The following is a 19,677-nucleotide window of genomic DNA, read 5'->3' as shown; positions in this document are numbered from 1 at the left end:
GCCAAATAACCCCGTCCATTTGACGGGTGCCGTAGGGTCGAACGGTGATTTTGGCACAGATCGGAGCCGACGCCTCGCTGCATGCGGCGGACTGGGCGGTGATCGGCGGCTATTTGGTGTTTGTCCTGTGGCTGGGCTTTTGGATCGGCCGCAAGCATGAGGGGGCGGAAGACTACTTTCTCGCAGGGCGGTCGATGACCTGGCTGTTCATCGGGGTGTCGCTGTTCGCCTCGAACATTTCGAGCACGACACTGATCGGTCTCGCCGGCGATGCCTACAGCACAGGCATCGCGGTCTTCAACTACGAGTGGATGGCCTCGGTGGTGCTCGTCTTCTTCGCCAGCTTCCTGCTTCCGGCGCTGCTGCGCAGCAAGGTCTACACACTTCCCGAGTTCCTCGGACTGCGTTTCGGGATGGGCGTCCGACGCTACTTCTCGGGCCTCACCCTGTTTCTCAACATCGTCGTCGACACCGCCGGGAGCCTCTACGCCGGCGGCGTGGTCCTGAAGCTCCTCTTTCCCGATGTCGACCTCGGCATGATCATTGCCGCGTTGGCGATCTTCGCGGGGATCTACACCATGGCCGGGGGACTGGCGGCGGTGATCTACACCGACTTTGTCCAGACCCTCTTCCTGCTCGTCGGCGCATGTGTGATCAGTTGGATCGCCTTCGGCAGGGTTGGCGGCTGGGAAGGGATGACCGAAGGCCTGAGCCATGATCGTCTCAGCCTGATCCGTCCGGCGGACGATGCCTCTGTACCGTGGCCCGGCTTGCTCTTCGGAGTGCCGATTCTCGGATTCTACTTTTGGTGCACCAACCAGTTCATGGCCCAGCGGGCCCTGAGCGCGAAGTCCCTCGATCATGGGAGGGGTGGCCTTCTCGTCGCAGCCGCGCTGAAGCTGCCGGTCCTATTTATCATGGTCCTCCCGGGCACCATGGCGATCCACCTGTATCCCGAGTTGCCCCGACCCGACCTCGTCTATCCGACGCTGATGTTCGACCTGTTGCCGACCGGCTTGCTCGGCTTGTGCCTCGCGGGATTCATTGCCGCACTGATGTCCCAGATCGATTCCACGCTCAACGCCGCATCGACACTGGTCACCATGGACTTCATCCGTCCGCTCCGGCCTCAGCTAACCCAAATTGGTCTGATGAGGGTTGGTCGCATCGCTACAGTCGCCTTCATGGCGCTGGCTGCGTTCTGGGCACCGGAAATCGATCGCTTCGAATCACTCTTCAAGTATCTCCAGCAGGTCCTCGCCTACACGATTCCGCCAGTCGTCGTACTCTTCTTCGCCGCCATGTTCTCGGCCCGTGCGAATCATGCGGGTGCGATGGCCTGCATGATCGCCGGCACCCTTTCAGGAGCCGTCCTCTTCGTGTTGAACGTCGTTCTTGAGAAGACGCACATCCATTTCCTCTACGTCGCCCCGATCGGCTGCCTGGTGGCGTGGACCGCGCTTCTGATCGGCAACCGGCTCGGCACGGCTCCCCCCACCGAGGATCTCCCGACGAGGTGGACACCCGATGCCTTCCGGGCCGAGAGCGCCAGTCTTGCGAGCAGTCCGTGGCATCGGAACTACCGCATCTGGTCGATTGTGCTCCTGATTGTGACCGCCCTGCTCGTCTGGGTATTCCGCTGATGCACTTTGGAGATTGAAACGGGGACGAACGGCGGCTCGTATGGTTCCCGATGCCCAACGCACCTCAATCCCGCCTGCTGGCCGCCGCACTGACGGCTGCGATCCTTTGCGTATCCCCGGACCTTGCCGGACGAACCTGGACCGAGGCGGAAAGCGGCAGGACCGTCGAGGCGGATCTGGTCAGGGTGAGCGACGGTAAGGTCACCCTGCGCAGGAGTTACGGAAAAACGTTCGAGCTCGCGACCACCAGTCTTTCCTCCGCTGACCAGACCTTCCTCAAGACCGCCAAAGCTCCGGCGGAGTGGCCGACCTGGCAGGGGCCCGCGCGTGACAACATCTCGCCGGACACGGGCCTCCTGAAGGAGTGGCCGAAGGAAGGACCGAAGCTCGTCTGGAGTTTCGACCAAGGAGGCAAAGGCTACAGCTCGCCCTCGATCGCGGGCGGCAAGCTGTTCTTCACGGGCAGCCGAAAGGGAATGGCGGAAATCATCTGTCTCGACGCCGCGACCGGAAAGGAACTGTGGAGCGCCGCGATCGGCGATGATCCGGAGAAGGGCTACAACACCGGATGGGGCGGCGGTCCCCGGGGGGCCCCGACGGTCAGCGAGGGACACGTTTACGCGATGAGCGCGAACGGCGAACTGGGTTGTTTCGATATCACCAATGGCAAGCGGGTCTGGAAGAAGGACCTCGTGAAGGGTTTCGGCGGAAAGGTGCCGGGATGGGGTTACTCCGAGTCGCCCTTGGTCGACGGAGACAAGCTGGTCGTCACACCGGGAGGCAAGCAGGGAGCGATCGTTGCCTTCGACAAGAAAAGCGGGAAGGAACTCTGGCGCAGCAAGGATCTCACCGAGGACGCGCAGTATTCCTCACTCGTCATCTCGAATGCCGGTGGCAAGCGCCAATACGTCCAGCTCTTCATGAACAAGCTCGCGGGCGTTGACGGCGAATCGGGTGACCTGCTTTGGACCTCGGAGTGGCCGCCCGGGCGGACCGCGGTGATTCCCACACCGATCTGTTTCGACGACAAGGTCTACATGACCTCGGGCTACGGAGCGGGTTGCAAGCTGGTCGAGATCGGCGCCGACAGCGCAAAGGACGTCTGGGAAAACAAGGTGATGAAGAACCACCACGGCGGCGTGGTCCGTGTCGACGGGCACGTTTACGGGTTCTCCGATGGTGCCGGGCTCGTTTGCCAGAACCTTGAGTCGGGAGACAGGGTCTGGAGCGAAAAGGGCGAGGGGCTTCAGAAGGGCGCCGTGTCTTACGCCGACGGAATGCTCTTCGGTCTCGACGAACACGACGGATCGGTCTTCCTCGCCGAAGCGTCCTCCGACGGATTCAAGGAGCTCGGCCGGTTTTCGCTCCCGAGGGAGACCAAGCTCCGCGAAGGCACACAGGGCAAGGTCTGGACCCACCCGGTAATCATCGGCGGCAGACTCTACCTCCGCGACCAGGACCTCGTGTTCTGCTACGACGTGAAGGGGTAACCCAAGGAGCGGCGTCCTTCGGGCGCCGGGCGGGAGGGGACGGCGCCTGAAAGACGCCGCTCCTTGCCCCTCCTAACAGAACTTGTGATGAAGGATGTGGAGCCCGAGCAGGTGATTCAGCAACGCATCTTTGCGCACCAGCGAGGTCGGATCCGTGTCGGCTTCGTAGTCCCGAAGGAAAGTTTCGACTTTGTCGGGTGAGAGAATCCCGCAAGCCGCCACCGCATCCCGATTCAGGAACGATCCGATCAACTCGCGAACGCGCGCCTTCTTCTTCTCGTCTGTATGCGCGGGTGGTGCCATGAAGGCGAACTTCTCGCGCTTGTAGAGCACCTCCGGCAGCACACCGCGGACCGCCTCTCGAAGCACATACTTCTCGATGTTCCCCTTGATGCGGAAATGGGGAGGGACCTTGAAAGCCATCTCCGCGAGGTGGTGATCCAGGAAAGCAGGCCGGCTTTCCATGCTGTTCGCCATGTCGACGCGGTCGCCACCCCAGTTGAGGATCTGCCCCTCGAGCTGGCACTTCGCCCAGGTGTACTGGGCCCGGTCGAGGGGATGACGTCCGGCCATCATCGAGCCGTCGATTCGACTCGCGATTTCCTCGATCGGATCGTAGTCGCGGAGCTCATGGGCCACGTCGTCGCCCAGCAGCGGACGCGCGAGATCCAGCGTCTCCATCCATGGCTGAATCCATGACGGCGTGAATCCGCAGATCGCGTCGAACGCCGGATGATGCCGCTCGTTTTCCGAAAGGATCGCTCCCTTGAAGATCGAATTCGTCTTCTCAAGCGCCGCTTGGTACTCGGCCCGGATGTGCTCGGGTTCGTCGGCAATGCCGTGAAGGAACATGTCGCGCTTGAAGCCGGGATATCCGGCGAACAATTCGTCCGATCCCTCGCCGGTCACCACGCAACGATAGCCGCACTCCCAGACCCGTTTCGACATCAGGTTCTTCGCAACCCCGAGCGTGTTGTAGAAGGTCCGCTCGGCATGCCAGACGGTGTCGATGTAGTTCTCACCGTAGAGGTCGTCCGCCGCCAGCGTGATCATCTCCTGGTCGGCATTCATCGAGACCGCCATCTCCTTGGCGATGCTCGACTCGTCGTAGTCGTCGTTGTCGAAGGCGATCGTGAACGCCTTGACCGGCGACTGCATTGCTCCCGTCGCAAGACCAAGGATGCAGCATGAGTCGATTCCGCCGGACAGGTAGCAACCGACCGGGACGTCGGCCTCAAGCCGCAGAACCACCGCTTGGGTGAGTTCTTCACGAATCCGATCGACATGGTATTCCTCGTCGTCCGGCCGGTCGTGTCCGCCTTGCTCCGGGAAGTCGAGGTCCCAGTATTTGAACTTCTCGATCTCCAGGCGTTCGCCCTTGCGGCGGACGCGAAGCACATGTCCCGGGGACAGCGACTCGATGTTCTTGAACGCGCTCATCCCGGGCGCGATCGTTTGCATCAACTGGTGCAGCGCAGCCTTCTCGTCGAGTTCGGCGGGAATCTCGGGATGCGCCAGCAATGCCTTAACTTCCGACCCCCAATGGATGGTATGGCCGTCCTGCACGTGGATGAACAGCGGACGGATACCCCAGCGGTCGCGAATCAGAAGCAGCTCATCCTTCTCCCGGTCATAGAGCACGAACGCGAACTCACCGCGGAGGTGCTTGAGGAAATCCAAGCCGTGCTTCCGGTAAAGCCCATGAGCGATCTCCGAGTCAGACTTTGTAGAGAACCTTTGGCCTTCGGCCATCAACAGCGAGCGGTGCTTCTTGAAATCGTAGAACTCGCCGTTGACGGTTGAAACGAAACGCTTGTCGAGCGAGTGGATCGGCTGGCAGCCATGCTCGAGGTCGTTGATCGAAAGCCGGGTATGGCCGAGGGCGAGTCCCTTCGCCTTTTCGAGATAGGTAGTCTGCGCGTCGGGTCCCCGATGCAGGATCGCCTGCAACTGTTCGTTCAGGACGGATTCGCGATTGTCGGGAAGGGGACGGGCGGAGAAGGAGCCGGCAATGCCGCACATAGGTGATGGGTGGTATTTGGATTGAAAATCGAACTAGCTGCTCTTCAGCTCGGGAAGCCGGTCAAGACGGCCGAGCACGGCGAGCAGAAGGGCCTGGCGCACGAACACGGCGCCGTGGGCCTGGGAGAAGTAGAGATTGTGGGGTGTCTTGTCCAAAGAGGTGTCCAACTCGTCGAGACGGGCAAGCGGGTGGAGAATCACAGCGTCCTCCTTGAGCGGACTGTCGCTGTCGAGCTTGTAGCGCGAATCGAGCGCCTTGTAGGAGTCACCGAGGAACGCAATCGAGTTCATGTAGATCACGTCGAGGCGCGGGAGGTTTTCCCGGATGTCATTGGTGACCTCGTAGTCGATGTCGGCACGGTTGAGCGCGTCGATCACGTCCTTGCCGAACGGGTCAGCCATTTCGGAAATCACGGTGACCTTCGCGATGTGCTCGCTGAACAGGAGCGACATCAGTAGGAACGACTTCACCGCGCGCATCGAACCCGGGGTGCCGAGGATTCCCAATTCGAGCCGACGGTCGCCTGTCTCGAAGGGCGCGGCGAGACGGGGATTCCACTTCAGGAGCGCATACCAATCCGCGAGGGCCTGGGTCGGATGCTCGCCGGAACCGTTACCGGCATTGATCAGCGGCACCCGGAGATTCTCGAGCATCCGCTTCGGAGCATCGGTATCGGTGTGACGCATCACGACACAGTCGCAGTAGGCGTTGAACATCTCGCCGATGTCCTGCAGCGACTCACCCTTTTTCGCTCCGGTGATCGATCCGTCCGGGATCGAAATCACCTTTCCACCGAGTCGGTGGACCGCGCTCTCAAAGCTGGTCCGGGTGCGCGTCGACGCCTCGAAAAAGGCGGTGGTGACGATTTTGCCATCCAGCGGGTGGTAAGGCCAGATCTCGATCTGCTCGAGGACCGCCGCGAGTTTGCAAAGCTCCGCAACAAGCTCGAAACTGAACTGTCGTGCATAAAGCACGTTTTGCCCGCTGAGTTGGGCCAGCACCTTGAGGTCGGGAGGAGACGACTGGAATAGGTTGCGGGGTTCCGGACGGGTCGCATCGGAGTCCCGCGGAGGGGTCAGATACGGCGTTGCCGGGTTGGGTTCAAAGTCTTCAGGCATGACAGGTGGTGTCGGGAATTCAGGCGGCGGAGCAATCGGCTCACCACAGGTTGCCGCGTTTCCAATCGACCAGTAGCAGCACGATCAGGGCCAGCGCGCCAAGTCCGGTCCAGACGAGGCCCAGCAGGACGAGTGATTCGAGGAAACTTTCCGAGAACATGGAGGGTCAGACGGTGGTGGAATCTAGCTCGGACGGCCGGATCCAGCGGGCCGCAAGGGTGAACACCATCGAAACGGCGGCTCCGACGAGCGCTCCGGTGTAGGTTTGGACCTCAAAGTAGCAGAACATCCCGGTCGTGCACCCGGCAAGAATGCCGACAACCACGAGAGTCCGGTTCAGGCGTTTCCAGAACAGGCCAGCGATCACGGGCCATATCAGGCTCGCCACCAGCGCGCCGGCACTGAACAGCACTTGGTCGACGTTCCAGCCGCTGAGGGCGAGAAACCACGCGATGACCGAGACGGCAATGATGCTCGTCGCGGCAACCGGACGGAACTTCTGAGGGTTCAACTCCTGTCCGAACAGACCCTCGTAGATGTCGCGCACCAGTAGGTCGGAAGTCGCGGCGAGCAGCGAATCGATGGACGACGCCATCGAGCAGAAAAGAACGATGAGGATGATCACCCCGGCAAACGACCCGAGGCCCGCAAGACCAAGGGCATGCTCCGCGACCTCGGGCCCGACCTTGGACGGATCCGTCACGTTGACGCCGAGCGGCCCGGCGGCGAGGGCGATGAAACCGGCGGCGATCGGAATGGGGAACCACAAGACGCCCGAGAGGAAGAACGCCTTGGGCGCCACTTTCTCGCGCATGGCGAAAGCCCGGGACCACCAGACGTTGTTGTGCATCACCTCGCCGAAGCCGAAGAGCATGTTGTTGAAGATCGCCAGCATGGCGGCCGGCATCATGACGTCGAGTAGCGCCGGCTGATCGCGTGAGATCTCCTCGTGCACAGTCGAGACATCCATGTGGTTGATCACCGTAAAGCCGATGAAGACGATGCCGATAAGGATGATCAGGCTTTGGATGAAGTCGGTTCCGATGACCGCATACAATCCTCCGAAGAGGGTGTAGAGGACGCAGACCACCATGATCAGCGTCATGCCCTGGGCGTAGGGAATGCCACCGAGCGCCTCCAACAGCTTTCCACCCGCGATCGCCATCGTGACCAGCCAGGTGATCGAGTAGACCAAGGTGATGATCAGAAACACCGCCCAACCGACTCGGCCGTAGCGTTTCCGGAAAAAGTCGCCGGCGGTAACCCCCTCCGGTAGAAGCCTGCGAATTCGGAATGCCAGTGGTGCGAACAACAGCAGACCGAAGGAGGCCGAAGCATAGGCAAGCATACCCCACACGCCTTTCTCATAAGCCAGAAGCGGTGCGACCATCGTGGTGTTCGAAGTCACCCAGGTCGCCATCGCCGTGGCGGCGCCGAGGGACAGTCCGACATTCCTGCCGGCCAGCATGAAACCCTCGCTGGTTTTGGCCTTCCGGCCCCACCAAATACCAAGAGCCACCCACAGCACGCCGAGGCCGACGACGATCGACCATGCGCTTTCGGAACTGAGCGAAACGGCAAGGGTCATCGGTTCTTCAGGAAGCCGGAGATGATGGCGACAACGGTCATCGTTGCGACCAATGCGCCCGTAACCAAGAGTAGTGTGAGTTGTCCGCGATCCATGAACTTCACGTTCAGAACGAGGGGCTCGGACCACGGGCTGGCTTCACCCTGCGAATCGACCGCCCGCACACGGAAATGATATTCACCCTCCCGCAAGCCGGTCAGCACGCTGGCCATGTCCGGACCTTCATAGCGCACCTTGGATTCCGAGAAGGCGGCATCTGGAGACTGCTCAAGCAGGTAGGTTAAAGCGGGATCGGCCTCGGCCGGTGCGTTCGCTCCGGGGACCGACCACGAGAGATCGACGGTCCCGTCGTCACTGACACGCAGACCCGTTTCGGCGTCGGGCATGTGATCCGCTTCCAACAGGGGCGCCGCAGGAGCGGCATGGGCCACCCATCCACCGAGCAAGAGGCCGGCAAAGACGGACCTGCAGATTCTCAAGTTGGGGAAAGAAAAGCGGATGTCTCCGGGTGGTTGTTCGTAGCTCCGAATGGGCTTGGGGAGCCGGAAAAAGGCGCGGCAAGGGTTGGGGCAGACCGTATCGAATGCAAATTCTTTCTGGATCGCTGACGTTCCCGGGCTTTGGGTGGGAGCAATGGTTGCCACCAAAGCAGGAATTTCCATCGACAGACTTGGCGCGGACCTGCGCGCCCTCGCCGAGATCGGGCGCGCCGAGGACGGAGGTGTTTACCGGATGGCCTTCAGCGAGGCCGACATGGTCGGCAAGAGCTGGCTTGAGGAAAAAATGAAGGATGCCGGACTGGAAACGAGCCGCGATGGTGCGTGCAACGTCATCGGCAAGCTCAGGGGGACGGATCCGGATGCGCCCGCGCTACTTGTGGGCTCCCACATCGACACGGTCCCGTGCGCCGGCATTCTTGACGGCACGCTCGGCGTTCTCACAGGTCTCGAGTGCCTCCGGGTGATCGTAGAAAGCGGGCGAACGCCGGCATGCGATATCGAGCTCGTGGCATTTTCCGACGAAGAAGGTCGCTTTGGCGGCATGTTCGGCTCGCAAGCCTTCGCCGGGCAGATCACGCCCGATACGATCCACAGCGCCACCGACCCGGGAGGAGTTCGCCTTGAGGACGCCATGAAGGAAGTGGGGCTTGATCCGTGGCAGGCACTGCAGGCGCGCCGCGATCCGAAGACCGTCGGCGGTTACCTTGAACTTCACATCGAACAGGGTCCCGTCCTTAGCACAGCCGAGGAACAGGTAGCTGTGGTCGATGCCATCACCGGACTCTTCAAGTGGAGCATCACCTTTTCCGGAGAACCCAACCACGCCGGCACGACGCCGATGCCGCTCCGCCGCGACGCATTCATGGGCGTCGCGGACTTCGCCCATGAGATCCCGCGCATCCTCGATGAGAACGGATCCGATTGTTCCCGCGCGACCATCGGCCGGGTCGAATTGACTCCCGGCTCTCCCAACACGGTTCCGGGTGAAGCGGTGTTCACCATCGATGTCCGCGACACCGACGAAACCGTGATGAATGAGTTGGCCGGAGCAATTCGCAAGGCGTTGGCGGCGATCGCAAGACGCCGCGGACTCCGGTTCACCTACCATGTCGAGAGCTGGATCAAACCTGTCGCCTGCCATCCGCGTTTGGTCGAGAAAGTCGATGCCGCAGCTCAGGCGGCCGGGGTCCGCTACCGGCACATGGAGTCCGGCGCCGCCCACGATGCCCAGATCATGGCCTCGGTCTGTCCGGTCGCCATGATCTTCGTCCCCTCGGTCGACGGAAAGTCCCACTCGCCCGCGGAATGGACGCCTTACGACGACATCGAAGCGGGCGCCAAGGTAATGCTTGGGGCCATCGAGCGCCTCGCCTTCGGGGAATCGTAAAGCGATTCCATTCAGAGGGTTGTCGCGGCCCCACGGAGTGTTAGCGTGGACGGCATGACGGTTGCAGCCATCAAAGACCCACTGCGCGACAACTACCGTGAGGCCTTCATCACCAACCCCCGGAGGGAAGAGCATCTGGCCGACGGGCGCGTCGCGCTTCTGTGCATCGACGTCCAGTATCTCGACGCCGCGGAAGGCTGGGGGCTATTCGCCGATCCGGACAAGAGCGGGGTGCCGGAGGAGGGGCGCCGCTACTACTTCGACCGTTTGAAGACGACCGTGCTGCCGGGCATGCGGCGGCTGCAGGAAGGCTTCCGCGGAAGCGGGCTAGAGGTCATTCACTGCAGGATCTGTGCTTTGACCCGCGACGGCCGGGATCGCGGCGCCGGCCATCGCCGCCTCGATCTTCTGGCGGCCAAGGGGAGCAAGGAGGCGGAGTTCATCGAGGAAGTCGCACCGGTCGGAGACGAGATCATCATCGACAAGACCGCGAGCGGCGTCTTCTCGGCCACGAACCTGCACTACGTTCTCGGCAACCTTGGCATCCGCTCGCTCTACATGTGCGGCGTTTACACCAACGAGTGTGTCGAGACGACCGCTCGTGACGCCTGCGATCTCGGTTACTTCGTGACAGTCGTCGACGACGCCTGCGCCACGGTAACCCCGCGCCTCCATGAAGCATCGCTTGCAACGCTGCGTGACCGCTACGCGCGAATCTGCACGGTCAGCGAGGTTCTTCGCGATCTCGACCAACTCCGCGACAGCAGCACGGCGGGGATCATCACGCAGCACCGGTAAAGACGTCCCGTGCGCATCCATCGACCATTGGCGGAAGCATGCCTTCCGTTGCTTGATAGCGTCTTCGACCGGAACGAAGTGCTGGACCGCGTCATGGGCCAAGCGTTTCGGGAGAACCGCAAATGGGGCAAGCGCGACCGCCACTTCGTTGCCGAGTCGGTTTGGGAAGTGGTTCGTTGGAAGCGGGTGTTTTCGTTCCTGGCGGACACCGAGGATCCCGCGGGCTGGCTTGCGGCCTTCTGGCAGCAGAGCGGATACGAGTGTCCGGAATGGTGGCAGTGGGAGGGCGCTACGCTCGAGGAGATGGCGGAGCGGAGAGCCGCGCTGGGAGAGCAACCAAGGGCAGTCCGCGAGTCGTATCCGGATTGGCTCGACACACGTGCCGAAGAGGAGATCGGGGACAGTTGGAGTTCGATCGCCTCGGCCCTGAACCGAAAGGCTCCGGTGTTCCTGAGGGTCAACCGGGCGGAATCCGGTCGCGCGGAAGTTCGCGAATGGCTGAACGAGCAAGGTGTCGGCTGCAGCGAGGTCGCGGAGGCACCGGACGCATTGAAGCTCGATGACAGTTTGCCACGGGCCCTGTTCCAGGATCCGCGTTTTGAGATTCAGGACGGCGGCAGCCAACTGATCGCGCCGTTTCTCGACATCCAACCCGGAATGCGGGTCATCGACGCGTGTGCGGGTGCCGGAGGCAAGACCCTGCACCTTGCCTCGCTGATGCAAGGGAAGGGGGAGATCGTCGCGCTCGATGTCAGCCAGCGCCGCCTCGACGAACTGTGGAGACGGGCCAAACGGGCCGGCTTGCGAAACCTGAAGGTGGAGAAGTGGAGCGACATGGGCCTGTCGAAGTGGACCGGATGGGCGGACCGCGTACTGATCGACGCCCCTTGCTCGGGCCTCGGAACAATCCGCCGTCAGCCGGACCTCAAGTGGCGGCTCGATGAGAAGGGGCTTGGGAAGGTCATCCGGGTTCAACGTCGCCTGCTCGACCACTACCCGGAGTTGCTGAGGGCGGGGGGATCATTCGTTTACGCCACTTGCTCGGTGCTTCCGTCCGAGAACGAGACGCAGATTGGCAACCTGTTGGAACGGGACGGACGCTGGGAAACCGAGGCCTCGAGAGCCGTCCACCCGGGAGAACATGACTTCGACGGTTTCTTCATGGCACGGCTGCGGGCCCGTTGAGGATTGCGGAAAGGCTTCTCCATTGGAATCCTCCGCTCATCCCCATGAAGGTCACCAAAGTCTGCTGCCAGAGCTGCGGCGCCGATCTCGACGTTGATGAATCGATCCGTCTCGTCACCTGCAACTTCTGCGGCGCACGGTTGGAGATCGTCCACGACGAGACCACCACCCACTCGCGCCTCCTTCAGGAACTCGGTGAAAAGACCGATCGCATGGCAGGGGAGATCAAGGTGCTCCGTCTTCAGAACGAACTCGAGCAACTCGAGCGGGAATGGCAGTCGGCCCGCGAAGGGCTGATGATCACCGGAAAGAACGGCAACCGCTCCGTCCCATCGGTTGCTGGTTCGCTGTTCGCAGGAGGCATGATGATTGTCGTCGGCATCATCGCGATGACCGCCCTGTCCAACATCTCACAGTCCGGGTTCACCGTCCTCGTCCCGCTCATCATCATCGGAATCGGTGTTGCCTCGATGATCCACGGGACAAGCAAAGCGTCCCGATACGAAACCGCCGAGGCGGATTTCACGAAACGTCGCAACGAGAAGCTCCGGCAACTCGAGGAGGCCAAGCGGGAAGCCTGATCAGGCTTCCTGCAAATAGCGTCGCTGCGCCTCGGCCTCCGCGTTGTGCGCCACGGATGCGTTCTCGGCCTTCGTGTCGGCGAGCAGTTCCTCGCGGAACTTGGCGATGATCGCCTCGACCGGCCACGAGCTCGCTTCACCGAACGCGCAGATGGTCTTGCCGTCGATTTGGTAGGCGACGCTCTCGAGAGTGTCGATGTCTTCCGGCGACGCTTCGCCTGCGACCAGACGATCCGAGATCTTCCGCATCCAGGTGGAACCTTCGCGGCACGGGGTGCACTGACCGCAGGACTCGTGAGCGTAGAACTGGTTGATGTTGTTCAGCACCCACGACATCTTGCGCGAGTCGTCCATCACGATCACACCACCGGAACCGGCCATGGAACCGCACGCGGCGAGCGAGTCGAAATCCATGGGGATGTCCCAGAAGCCGAGTTCCTTGTCGGATCCATCGGGCCCCTGGCCTTTCAAAGTGAAAGTCTCATCGCACCGGAGGATCTTGGCCGATGATCCGCCGGGAATCACTGCCTTGAACTCGCGACCGTCCTTCGGACCGCCACACATGTCGTAGAGCAGCTCACGCATCGTGACCTTGCCGACCTCGACTTCGAAATAACCGGGCTTCTTGACGTCGCCGGAGACGCAAAGAATCCGCGTGCCCGTGTTCCGGGGCACACCAAGCTTCGCATACTCCTCGCCACCCATCTTGACGATGTGCTTCACGTGGCACAGCGACTCGACGTTGTTGACGATGGTCGGGCACATGTAGAGCCCGAGCGCTGCTGGGAAGTAGGGAGGCTTGATCCGCGGATACGCCCGCTTGCCTTCGAGCGACTCGATCAGGCCGGTCTCCTCACCGCAGATGTAGGCGGCCGCCCCACGGTGAACGTAGATTTCGACATCGAATCCGGAGCCGAGGACGTTCTGTCCGACGAAGTTCTTCTCGCGAGCTTCCTCGATCGCCTTCTCAAGGATCTGGGCGGCCTCCGGGAACTCCTCCCGAATGTAAATATAGGCGACCTTGGCTCCAACCGCGAAACAGGAGATGACCATGCCCTCGATGAGCTGGTGCGGATCCTGGTGGACGATGTAGCGGTCCTTGAAGGTTCCGGGCTCCGACTCGTCGCAGTTGCAGATCAGGTAAACCGGCTTGGTGTTGTTCGGCGGGATGAAGGTCCACTTCACGCCGGTCGGGAAACCGGCTCCGCCGCGACCGCGCAGGCCGGACTTCTTCACCTCCTCGGTGATCGCCTTCGGCTCCATGCCGAACGCCTTGCGCAACTCCTCGTAGCCACCGTCGTTGAGGTAGCAGTCGATCGACGGATCCCAGCCCTCGCGATCGACGTTGCGGAAGATCATGCGGTATTCCCGCGAGTCAGGCTGCTTGCCTTCGGTGTATCGGATATCGCTCACGTTGGAGAGAGGTCTTATGCTTTCGAGTAGCGGTCGAGCAGGTCCTGGGCCTTGTCGGCACCGACCCCTTCATGGAAGTCGTCATTGACCAGGCAAACCGGCGCCGTGCCGCATGAGGCGAGACACTCGGCGAACTCGACCGACCAGGTTCCGCACGGTGAAACCGCAATCGGATGGTGATGGGGATCCAGCGACTCACGGTCGATGCCGGTGATCTCGCAAAGCTTGTCCATCAGTTCGTACGAACCTCCCATCGCGCACGACAGCGTGCGGCAGACACGCACATGGAACTTGCCGGGAGCCGACTGTCGGAAGCCCGGATAGAAGGTCACTACCTCAAGCACCTTGACCGGCTCGATGCCAAGCCGGTCGGCCGTCCAACGGATCGCTTCGGCGGACAGGAAACCGTGGTGGTGCTGGATGTAGTGGAGGATGGGCAGCACTGCCGATCGCTTCTGGTCATCGGGGAATTGCGCCAGCCGTTTTGCGGCCTCGGCCTCAAGTCCCTCGCTTGCTGCGAAGGGAGGGAAATGCTTGGTGCCGGGTGTTTCCGGCGACGCGGTGTTCTCTTCGAGAATGGACGATGACATGACGGTGATTGGCGGGCGGGCGGGGCTACTTCAGCAACGAGCCGAGGTGCTGCATCACCACGGTCGGCCCCATGTAGTTTTTGCCCTCGTAGCTGGACTTGATGATATTCCCTTCGAGGTCGGTAAGGACGAGATTGGGGATGCCGCCACCAGGGTGCTTGAACTTCGAACGGAAGCTGCCGACCTTCGAGAGCTTCAGATGCGGCCACGCCATCTTCTTGCTCGTGGCATACTTCGTCATCGATGCCTCGTCCCGGTCGGAAGTGACGAGAATGATCTCGAACTCGTCGCTTTTCTTCTCGTCGTAGAACTGCACCAGCGACGGGGTGAATCGTTGGCAGGGCCCGCACCACGAGGCGGTGTAGTAGAAAAGATAGTACTTCGTCGGCTTCGTGGCGTCCTCACACGGAGCGAGCTTATCGCCATCGAGACGGAGCAGGTTTCCCTCGAGCGTTTCGTCGAACACGCTCTTCGGCGCATTGGGATCCACCCACTCGCCGAGCCGCTCCGCGCTCTCGTCGGACAGTTGGGAGGCCTTGAGCCGGGCGGTCTTACCGTTGTTCAGACGGAAAACGCCAACCTTCTCGCCGCCTTCCTCGACGACTTCGACAAGGGTCATGTTGGCCGTGCGGCCGTCAGCACTGGTCCAGGTTTCGGCCGATACAGCCAAAGAGCTGGCGAAAAGAAAGGCGAGGATGGGGTACGTTTTCATGTCACGACAGATAGCGGCGTCAGCGGTCGCATTCGCCCATCACAAAGTCGAGAGAGCCCAATATGGCGGGAATGTCAGAAACCATGTGCCCCGGGAGCAGCTTCGAGCAGATCGACAGGTTGCAGAAGGAGGGGCTGCGGATCTTCAGGCGGTTCGGAACTCCGCCCCCGGTGGAATGGATGTAGAAACCGAGCTCGCCCTTGGGATTCTCGGCACCGAAATAGACTTCGCCCGCCGGGGCGTCGATGCCCTGGGTGGCGACAATGAAGTGGTGGATCAACTCCTCCATCGACATCAACACGCGCTCCTTCTCAGGCAGCATGCCCTTGGTGTGGGCCAGATTGACCGGACCGTCGGGCATCGTGTCGAGAACCTGGCGGCAGATCCGGATCGATTGCCGCATTTCCTCCATCCGGACGTGGTAGCGGGAGTAGCAATCGCCCTCTTCGGCGATCGGCACATCAAAATCGTAGTTCTCGTAGCCAAGATACGGATTGTCCTTCCGCAGGTCGCGGGCGACGCCTGAGCCACGCAGGTTCGGGCCGGTGATCCCCCATGACACGGCGTCCTTGGCCGGGATCACGCCGATGTTGGCCATCCGCTCGATGAAAATCCGGTTTTTGTCGAGCAGCTTGCCAACCTCGTCGATCGTCACCGAGCACTCGTCGAGGAACTTGCGCACGGATGCCTCGAAACCGTCGGGCATGTCGCGCAGCTGTCCACCGACGCGGGTGTAGGAAGTGGTGAAGCGGGCGCCGGTAAGCTGCTCGCAGAGATTGTAGACCTTTTCGCGCTCGGTGAAGGTGTAGAGGAAGACGGTCATCGCGCCGACGTCCATCGCGCAGACTCCGACCCCAAGCATGTGCGAGGAGATCCGGGCCAGCTCGCAGCAAAGGACCCGCAAGGCCTGACCGCGGGGCGGGAGCTCCCATCCCATCAGCTTCTCGACCGCGCAAGCGTAGGCGACATTGTTCGCCAAGGGCGCGAGATAGTCCAGCCGGTCGGTGTAGGGCACGAACTGGTTGTAGTGCATCGCTTCCGCGATCTTCTCATCGCCGCGGTGCAGGAAGCCGATATCCGGATCCGCCTTCTCGATCACCTCGCCGTCGAGTTCGAGCACGAGCCGCAGCACGCCGTGGGTGGCAGGGTGGGAGGGCCCCATGTTCAGGACCATCTTCTCACCCATCATATCGCTCGTCTCCGCGTGATAATCTGCGGCTTTCGAGGCGACATCCGGCGCCTGATAATCGGTCGTGGAAGAGCTACTCATAAGGATCCCGGCGGGAGAAATGAGGCCCCAAGACCGGGGTCCGGGCAAGGGGTTTGTGAAATTTTTCACAAAGTAGGCCCGAACCGCCCCCGGGAGTCGCCGGAGGCCTGCCAAACCCCGGGCTCCGCTCAGAAATTCACCTCGAACCAGAGCCCGGCGTAGAGACGGGTCGAGGCATCCGAGTCCAGCGCCACGGAGGTGCCGACGAAGGGGGTGAACGCGACGTGGCGGTTGACGCCGTAGGTCCAGCTCAACCGGGCAAAGAGATCATTGGCCCCGCTGCGCCCGTAGAAGCCCGAGGTGCCGCTGATACCGCCCAGAAGGGTGATGAACGAATCGTCTCCCGTGGGTTTCGACCATGCGGCCTCGACTTTGCCATACCAGCCACTCGCCCCACTGTCGTATTGAAAGGCTCCGCCGATCCGCCAGTCGTCGTTCGGATACCAATTGTAGAATGGCCCGACAGCGACACCGTCGTCGAAGATCCGGTGGTCGTAAGATGATAGCGAGAGATCCATGCCGGCGTCCCACGACTCGGCCTCGTAGACGATGCCGAAGAATGCCGAAGCGGCCTCAAAGTCCCCCGAGCCGGTTCCGGTTCCATACCAACCGCCGATCTCGAGCAGCCACTCGTCACTGAGCGCGACCTCCGCTCCGAGTTGGACCTCCACGAGTCCTTGCGAGAGCGAGAACCCTCGGTCGATGAACTCGCTGCGGAAACCGGTAAGGACCTCGATGCCGTAGGTCAGTTCGTCGTCATCTTGGGCAACCGCGGTTGCCGGAAGCAGCAGGAGGGGAAGCAGGCGCCTCATGCCGGAGGATGCTGCGCGATCGGCCTTTCGAGGGAAAGACCGAATCACGCAGGTGTGGGGAGACCGGAAAGCCGGATCAGGTGTTCGCGGCGGTTTCGCCGGCGAGGCTGGCGTCGAGAACCTCGCGACGGAGGTTGCGACCCTTGCCACGGCTCCACCAGTAGACGATCGGCGAGGCGACGAAGATCGACGAGTAGGTGCCGACGATCAGGCCGACGAGAATCATCGTCGAGAAGTCACGCAGGGCAGCGCCGCCGAAGATGGCGAGGATCGCGACCGTGAAGATCGTCGTCATGGAGGTCAGCAAGGTACGCGAGAGGGTCGCGTTGATCGCCGAGTTCATGAGATCCTTCACCTTGCCGCGCTCCGTGAGCAGCGATTCGCGGATCCGGTCGAAGACGATGATGGTGTCATTGATCGAGTAACCCGCGATCGTCAGGATCGCACCCACATGAATCAGCGATAGCTCGCCTCCGAAGAGCACGATCAATCCGACCGCGATGACAACGTCATGAACCACCGCAACGATCGCTCCGATCGCGAAGGAGAATTCGAAGCGGATGCTGATGTAGAGCATGATCGCGACCAGCCCGAGCCCGAGAGCGATGCAGGAGTTGACGAGGAACGCCGAGCCGGCGGTTGCGGACACGCTTTCGGTCGTCACGTCCACCGCGAACTTCGTGTCACCGGTGTCTTCACCGTTTACGACGACCGGCACGCGCTCCTGGAGAACCGGGAAGGCAGCACGCAGGGTTGCCTCAACCTCCTCGGCATCTTCCGTGGCGCAGCGGATGCTGAGTAGTTCGCCGCTGTTCGGGATGTTCTCTTCCTGAACCATCGGCTTGGCGGCCGTATCGAGATCCTTCAGCGCGTTCTCGGCATCGGCGCGACGGATACCTTCCGCGTCTTCATCGAACTTGAGGGTCAGCAGGGTGCCACCGGTGAAGTCGACACCGAGGGCAGCAGAGCGTTTCCAAGCAAACCCGCCAATTGCCGCGACGAAGAGCAGTGTGGAAATCACGAGGGCGATCCGGCGCTTGCCAAGGAAGTCCCAGTGGGTCGAGCGGAAGAGGTTCAGCAGCGAAAGGTTCTTCAGCATTCCCGAGTCGGTGCCCCAGCGGAAGAACACGCGCGTCACGAGAATCGCCGAGAACATCGAACCGAGCAGACCGATGGTCAGGGTAACCGCGAAGCCGGCCACCGTGCCGCTGGCCTTCCAGAACAGGATGACCGCAGTGAGAAGCGAAGTGATGTTGGAGTCGAAGATCGCCGAGAACGCCTTCTCGTAGGCGGTGTTGATCGCATTCGCCAGCGACTTGCCGTGCTCGAGTTCCTCACGCAATCGCTCGTAGATCAGGACGTTCGCATCGACGGCCATACCGATCGTCAGGATGATGCCCGCGATCCCCGGCAGGGTGAATGTGAAGCCGAACATCGCCATGCCGCCGAAGATCAGGACCGAGTTCACGGCCAGCGCGATCAGAGCGATGATGCCCGCCGTCCGGTAGTAGATCAGGATGAACAAGGCGGTCAGCGAGAGACCGATCAAAGCTGATGTCACCCCTTGTTCGACCACCGCGCTACCCAGACTCGGAGAGACGGTTCTCTCTTCGTCAATGACCAGGGCATTCTTGAGCGGATTGAGGAGTTGGCTGGCGAGCGTGCCCGCTTCTTCAAAGCTGTCCTGACCCATGATGACGAAGTTGCGGCCAAGGGGCACGCTCTGCACCACGGGAGCGGTGATCACTTCGTTGTCGAGAAGCACCGCGATCCGGTCAGCACCGGCGCGCATGTCCTTCGTGAGGTTGGTCATCTTGTCGCCACCTTCGCCGGTCAGCTTGATCCCGACCTGGTGATCGCTGCCCTGGGTTTGAGGCCAGGCGTCAGCGATATCGGCGCCGTCGATCGCTGTCCGTCGGCTGAGCAGGAGATACTCGGTGAAGAGCTCGCCCTTGCGATTCTCTCCCTCATGCTTGTAGGCCCGGTAGCCGGGAACGACTTCCTCGCCGTTGAACACCTTCTCGGCGAGTATCGGGCTCTGCGGACTGACCTCGCGGAGCTCAAGCTTGGCGACCTTCTGCAGCGTTTCCCGGATGTCGTCGGCAGTCTCCGGGTCCATGCCCGGCATCTGCAGAATGATCGTGTCGTCGCCGCTCTTGGCAATGAGCATGTCGCTCGTGCCCATCGCGTTGAGGCGCTTCTCGATCGTCTCGATCGCATTGTCGAGATCCTTGGCGGTGAGAGGGATGACCTGCCCGGTCGTCGGGTCGACATTGGGCTGGACTCGAAGCGTGAACGCCGAGCCGCCCGCGATATCGATACCCCGCTTCAGCGTCTTGTCCGGCGGGATCAGGGCAAGGATGCAGAGGGTGCAGAGACCGAGCACGAGAATGGTGCCGACATTGCGTTTGCGGACTTCCGACTCGGTCGCGAAGTACCAGATGAACAGAATCAGCAGTGCAAGGCCCGAGAGGAAAAGAACCAGCGGGTCGGAGACGACTTCAAGGGCGAGGATCGATGGGATCATGGGTCGGAAAGTGGGGAACAATGATGGGCCGGAGCTTCAG

At 61.7% G+C, this 19,677-nt stretch carries 16 protein-coding genes; 6 read left to right on the top strand and 10 right to left on the bottom strand.

What is annotated here, in order from left to right:
- Window positions 1–44: 44 nt before the first annotated feature.
- Complete coding sequence (locus HAHE_RS19660) at window positions 45–1,643, top strand: sodium:solute symporter (RefSeq protein ID WP_338686896.1); 1,599 nt, start codon at window positions 45–47, stop codon at window positions 1,641–1,643.
- 50 nt (window positions 1,644–1,693) lie between these two features.
- The gene (locus HAHE_RS19655) at window positions 1,694–3,133 is read left to right on the top strand and encodes a PQQ-binding-like beta-propeller repeat protein (RefSeq protein WP_338686895.1); all 1,440 of its coding nucleotides are present in this window, start codon (window positions 1,694–1,696) and stop codon (window positions 3,131–3,133) included.
- Between the two features lie 72 nt (window positions 3,134–3,205).
- Here HAHE_RS19655 and asnB read toward each other — a convergent pair whose 3' ends face one another.
- The 4 genes from asnB to HAHE_RS19635 form a co-directional block, all read right to left on the bottom strand.
- The gene (gene asnB, locus HAHE_RS19650; RefSeq protein ID WP_338686894.1) at window positions 3,206–5,155 is read right to left on the bottom strand and encodes an asparagine synthase (glutamine-hydrolyzing); all 1,950 of its coding nucleotides are present in this window, start codon (window positions 5,153–5,155) and stop codon (window positions 3,206–3,208) included.
- 33 nt (window positions 5,156–5,188) lie between these two features.
- On the bottom strand, window positions 5,189–6,274 hold the full coding sequence (locus HAHE_RS19645; protein ID WP_338686893.1) for a hypothetical protein: 1,086 nt from the start codon (window positions 6,272–6,274) through the stop codon (window positions 5,189–5,191).
- 166 nt (window positions 6,275–6,440) lie between these two features.
- Complete coding sequence (locus tag HAHE_RS19640; protein ID WP_338686891.1) at window positions 6,441–7,862, bottom strand: sodium:solute symporter family transporter; 1,422 nt, start codon at window positions 7,860–7,862, stop codon at window positions 6,441–6,443.
- Window positions 7,859–8,341: a fibronectin type III domain-containing protein gene (locus HAHE_RS19635; protein ID WP_338686889.1), complete on the bottom strand. Its 483-nt coding sequence runs from the start codon at window positions 8,339–8,341 to the stop codon at window positions 7,859–7,861. Before HAHE_RS19635 ends, HAHE_RS19640 begins: the two co-directional genes overlap by 4 nt.
- A 154-nt stretch (window positions 8,342–8,495) precedes the next feature.
- On the opposite strand from HAHE_RS19635, the gene HAHE_RS19630 reads away from it, so the two are divergent.
- From HAHE_RS19630 to HAHE_RS19615, 4 genes are read left to right on the top strand one after another with little or no spacing between them, the layout of a single operon-like run.
- The gene (locus tag HAHE_RS19630; protein WP_338686887.1) at window positions 8,496–9,749 is read left to right on the top strand and encodes a Zn-dependent hydrolase; all 1,254 of its coding nucleotides are present in this window, start codon (window positions 8,496–8,498) and stop codon (window positions 9,747–9,749) included.
- 54 nt (window positions 9,750–9,803) lie between these two features.
- A complete protein-coding gene (locus HAHE_RS19625; RefSeq protein ID WP_338686885.1) occupies window positions 9,804–10,547 on the top strand; it encodes an isochorismatase family cysteine hydrolase in 744 nt (247 codons plus the stop codon).
- A 9-nt stretch (window positions 10,548–10,556) separates the two neighbouring features.
- Window positions 10,557–11,732, top strand: coding sequence for an RsmB/NOP family class I SAM-dependent RNA methyltransferase (locus HAHE_RS19620; protein WP_338686884.1), 1,176 nt, complete (start codon window positions 10,557–10,559; stop codon window positions 11,730–11,732).
- A 44-nt stretch (window positions 11,733–11,776) separates the two neighbouring features.
- The gene (locus tag HAHE_RS19615) at window positions 11,777–12,313 is read left to right on the top strand and encodes a hypothetical protein (RefSeq protein WP_338686883.1); all 537 of its coding nucleotides are present in this window, start codon (window positions 11,777–11,779) and stop codon (window positions 12,311–12,313) included.
- On the opposite strand, the gene nuoF is transcribed toward HAHE_RS19615, so the two are convergent.
- The 6 genes from nuoF to secD all read right to left on the bottom strand — a co-directional run bounded on the left by nuoF (window position 12,314) and on the right by secD (window position 19,637).
- Entirely contained in the window at window positions 12,314–13,672 is a 1,359-nt protein-coding gene (nuoF, locus tag HAHE_RS19610) for an NADH-quinone oxidoreductase subunit NuoF (RefSeq protein ID WP_343218222.1), read from the bottom strand.
- A 68-nt stretch (window positions 13,673–13,740) separates the two neighbouring features.
- Window positions 13,741–14,316, bottom strand: a complete 576-nt coding sequence (locus HAHE_RS19605; protein WP_338686881.1) for an NAD(P)H-dependent oxidoreductase subunit E — start codon at window positions 14,314–14,316, stop codon at window positions 13,741–13,743.
- 25 nt (window positions 14,317–14,341) lie between these two features.
- Window positions 14,342–15,028: a thioredoxin-like domain-containing protein gene (locus tag HAHE_RS19600; protein ID WP_338686879.1), complete on the bottom strand. Its 687-nt coding sequence runs from the start codon at window positions 15,026–15,028 to the stop codon at window positions 14,342–14,344.
- 19 nt (window positions 15,029–15,047) lie between these two features.
- Window positions 15,048–16,298, bottom strand: coding sequence for an NADH dehydrogenase (quinone) subunit D (gene nuoD / locus HAHE_RS19595; protein ID WP_338686877.1), 1,251 nt, complete (start codon window positions 16,296–16,298; stop codon window positions 15,048–15,050).
- A gap of 128 nt (window positions 16,299–16,426) precedes the next feature.
- Window positions 16,427–17,110, bottom strand: coding sequence for a hypothetical protein (locus tag HAHE_RS19590; protein ID WP_338686876.1), 684 nt, complete (start codon window positions 17,108–17,110; stop codon window positions 16,427–16,429).
- A 76-nt stretch (window positions 17,111–17,186) separates the two neighbouring features.
- Window positions 17,187–19,637, bottom strand: coding sequence for a protein translocase subunit SecD (secD, locus tag HAHE_RS19585; protein ID WP_338686874.1), 2,451 nt, complete (start codon window positions 19,635–19,637; stop codon window positions 17,187–17,189).
- Window positions 19,638–19,677: the final 40 nt, after the last annotated feature.

The organism is Haloferula helveola, assembly GCF_037076345.1.
GTDB lineage: Bacteria > Verrucomicrobiota > Verrucomicrobiia > Verrucomicrobiales > Akkermansiaceae > Haloferula > Haloferula helveola.
Note: the sequence above shows the minus strand (reverse complement) of the source record. Positions and strands in the feature narration are given on the sequence as shown.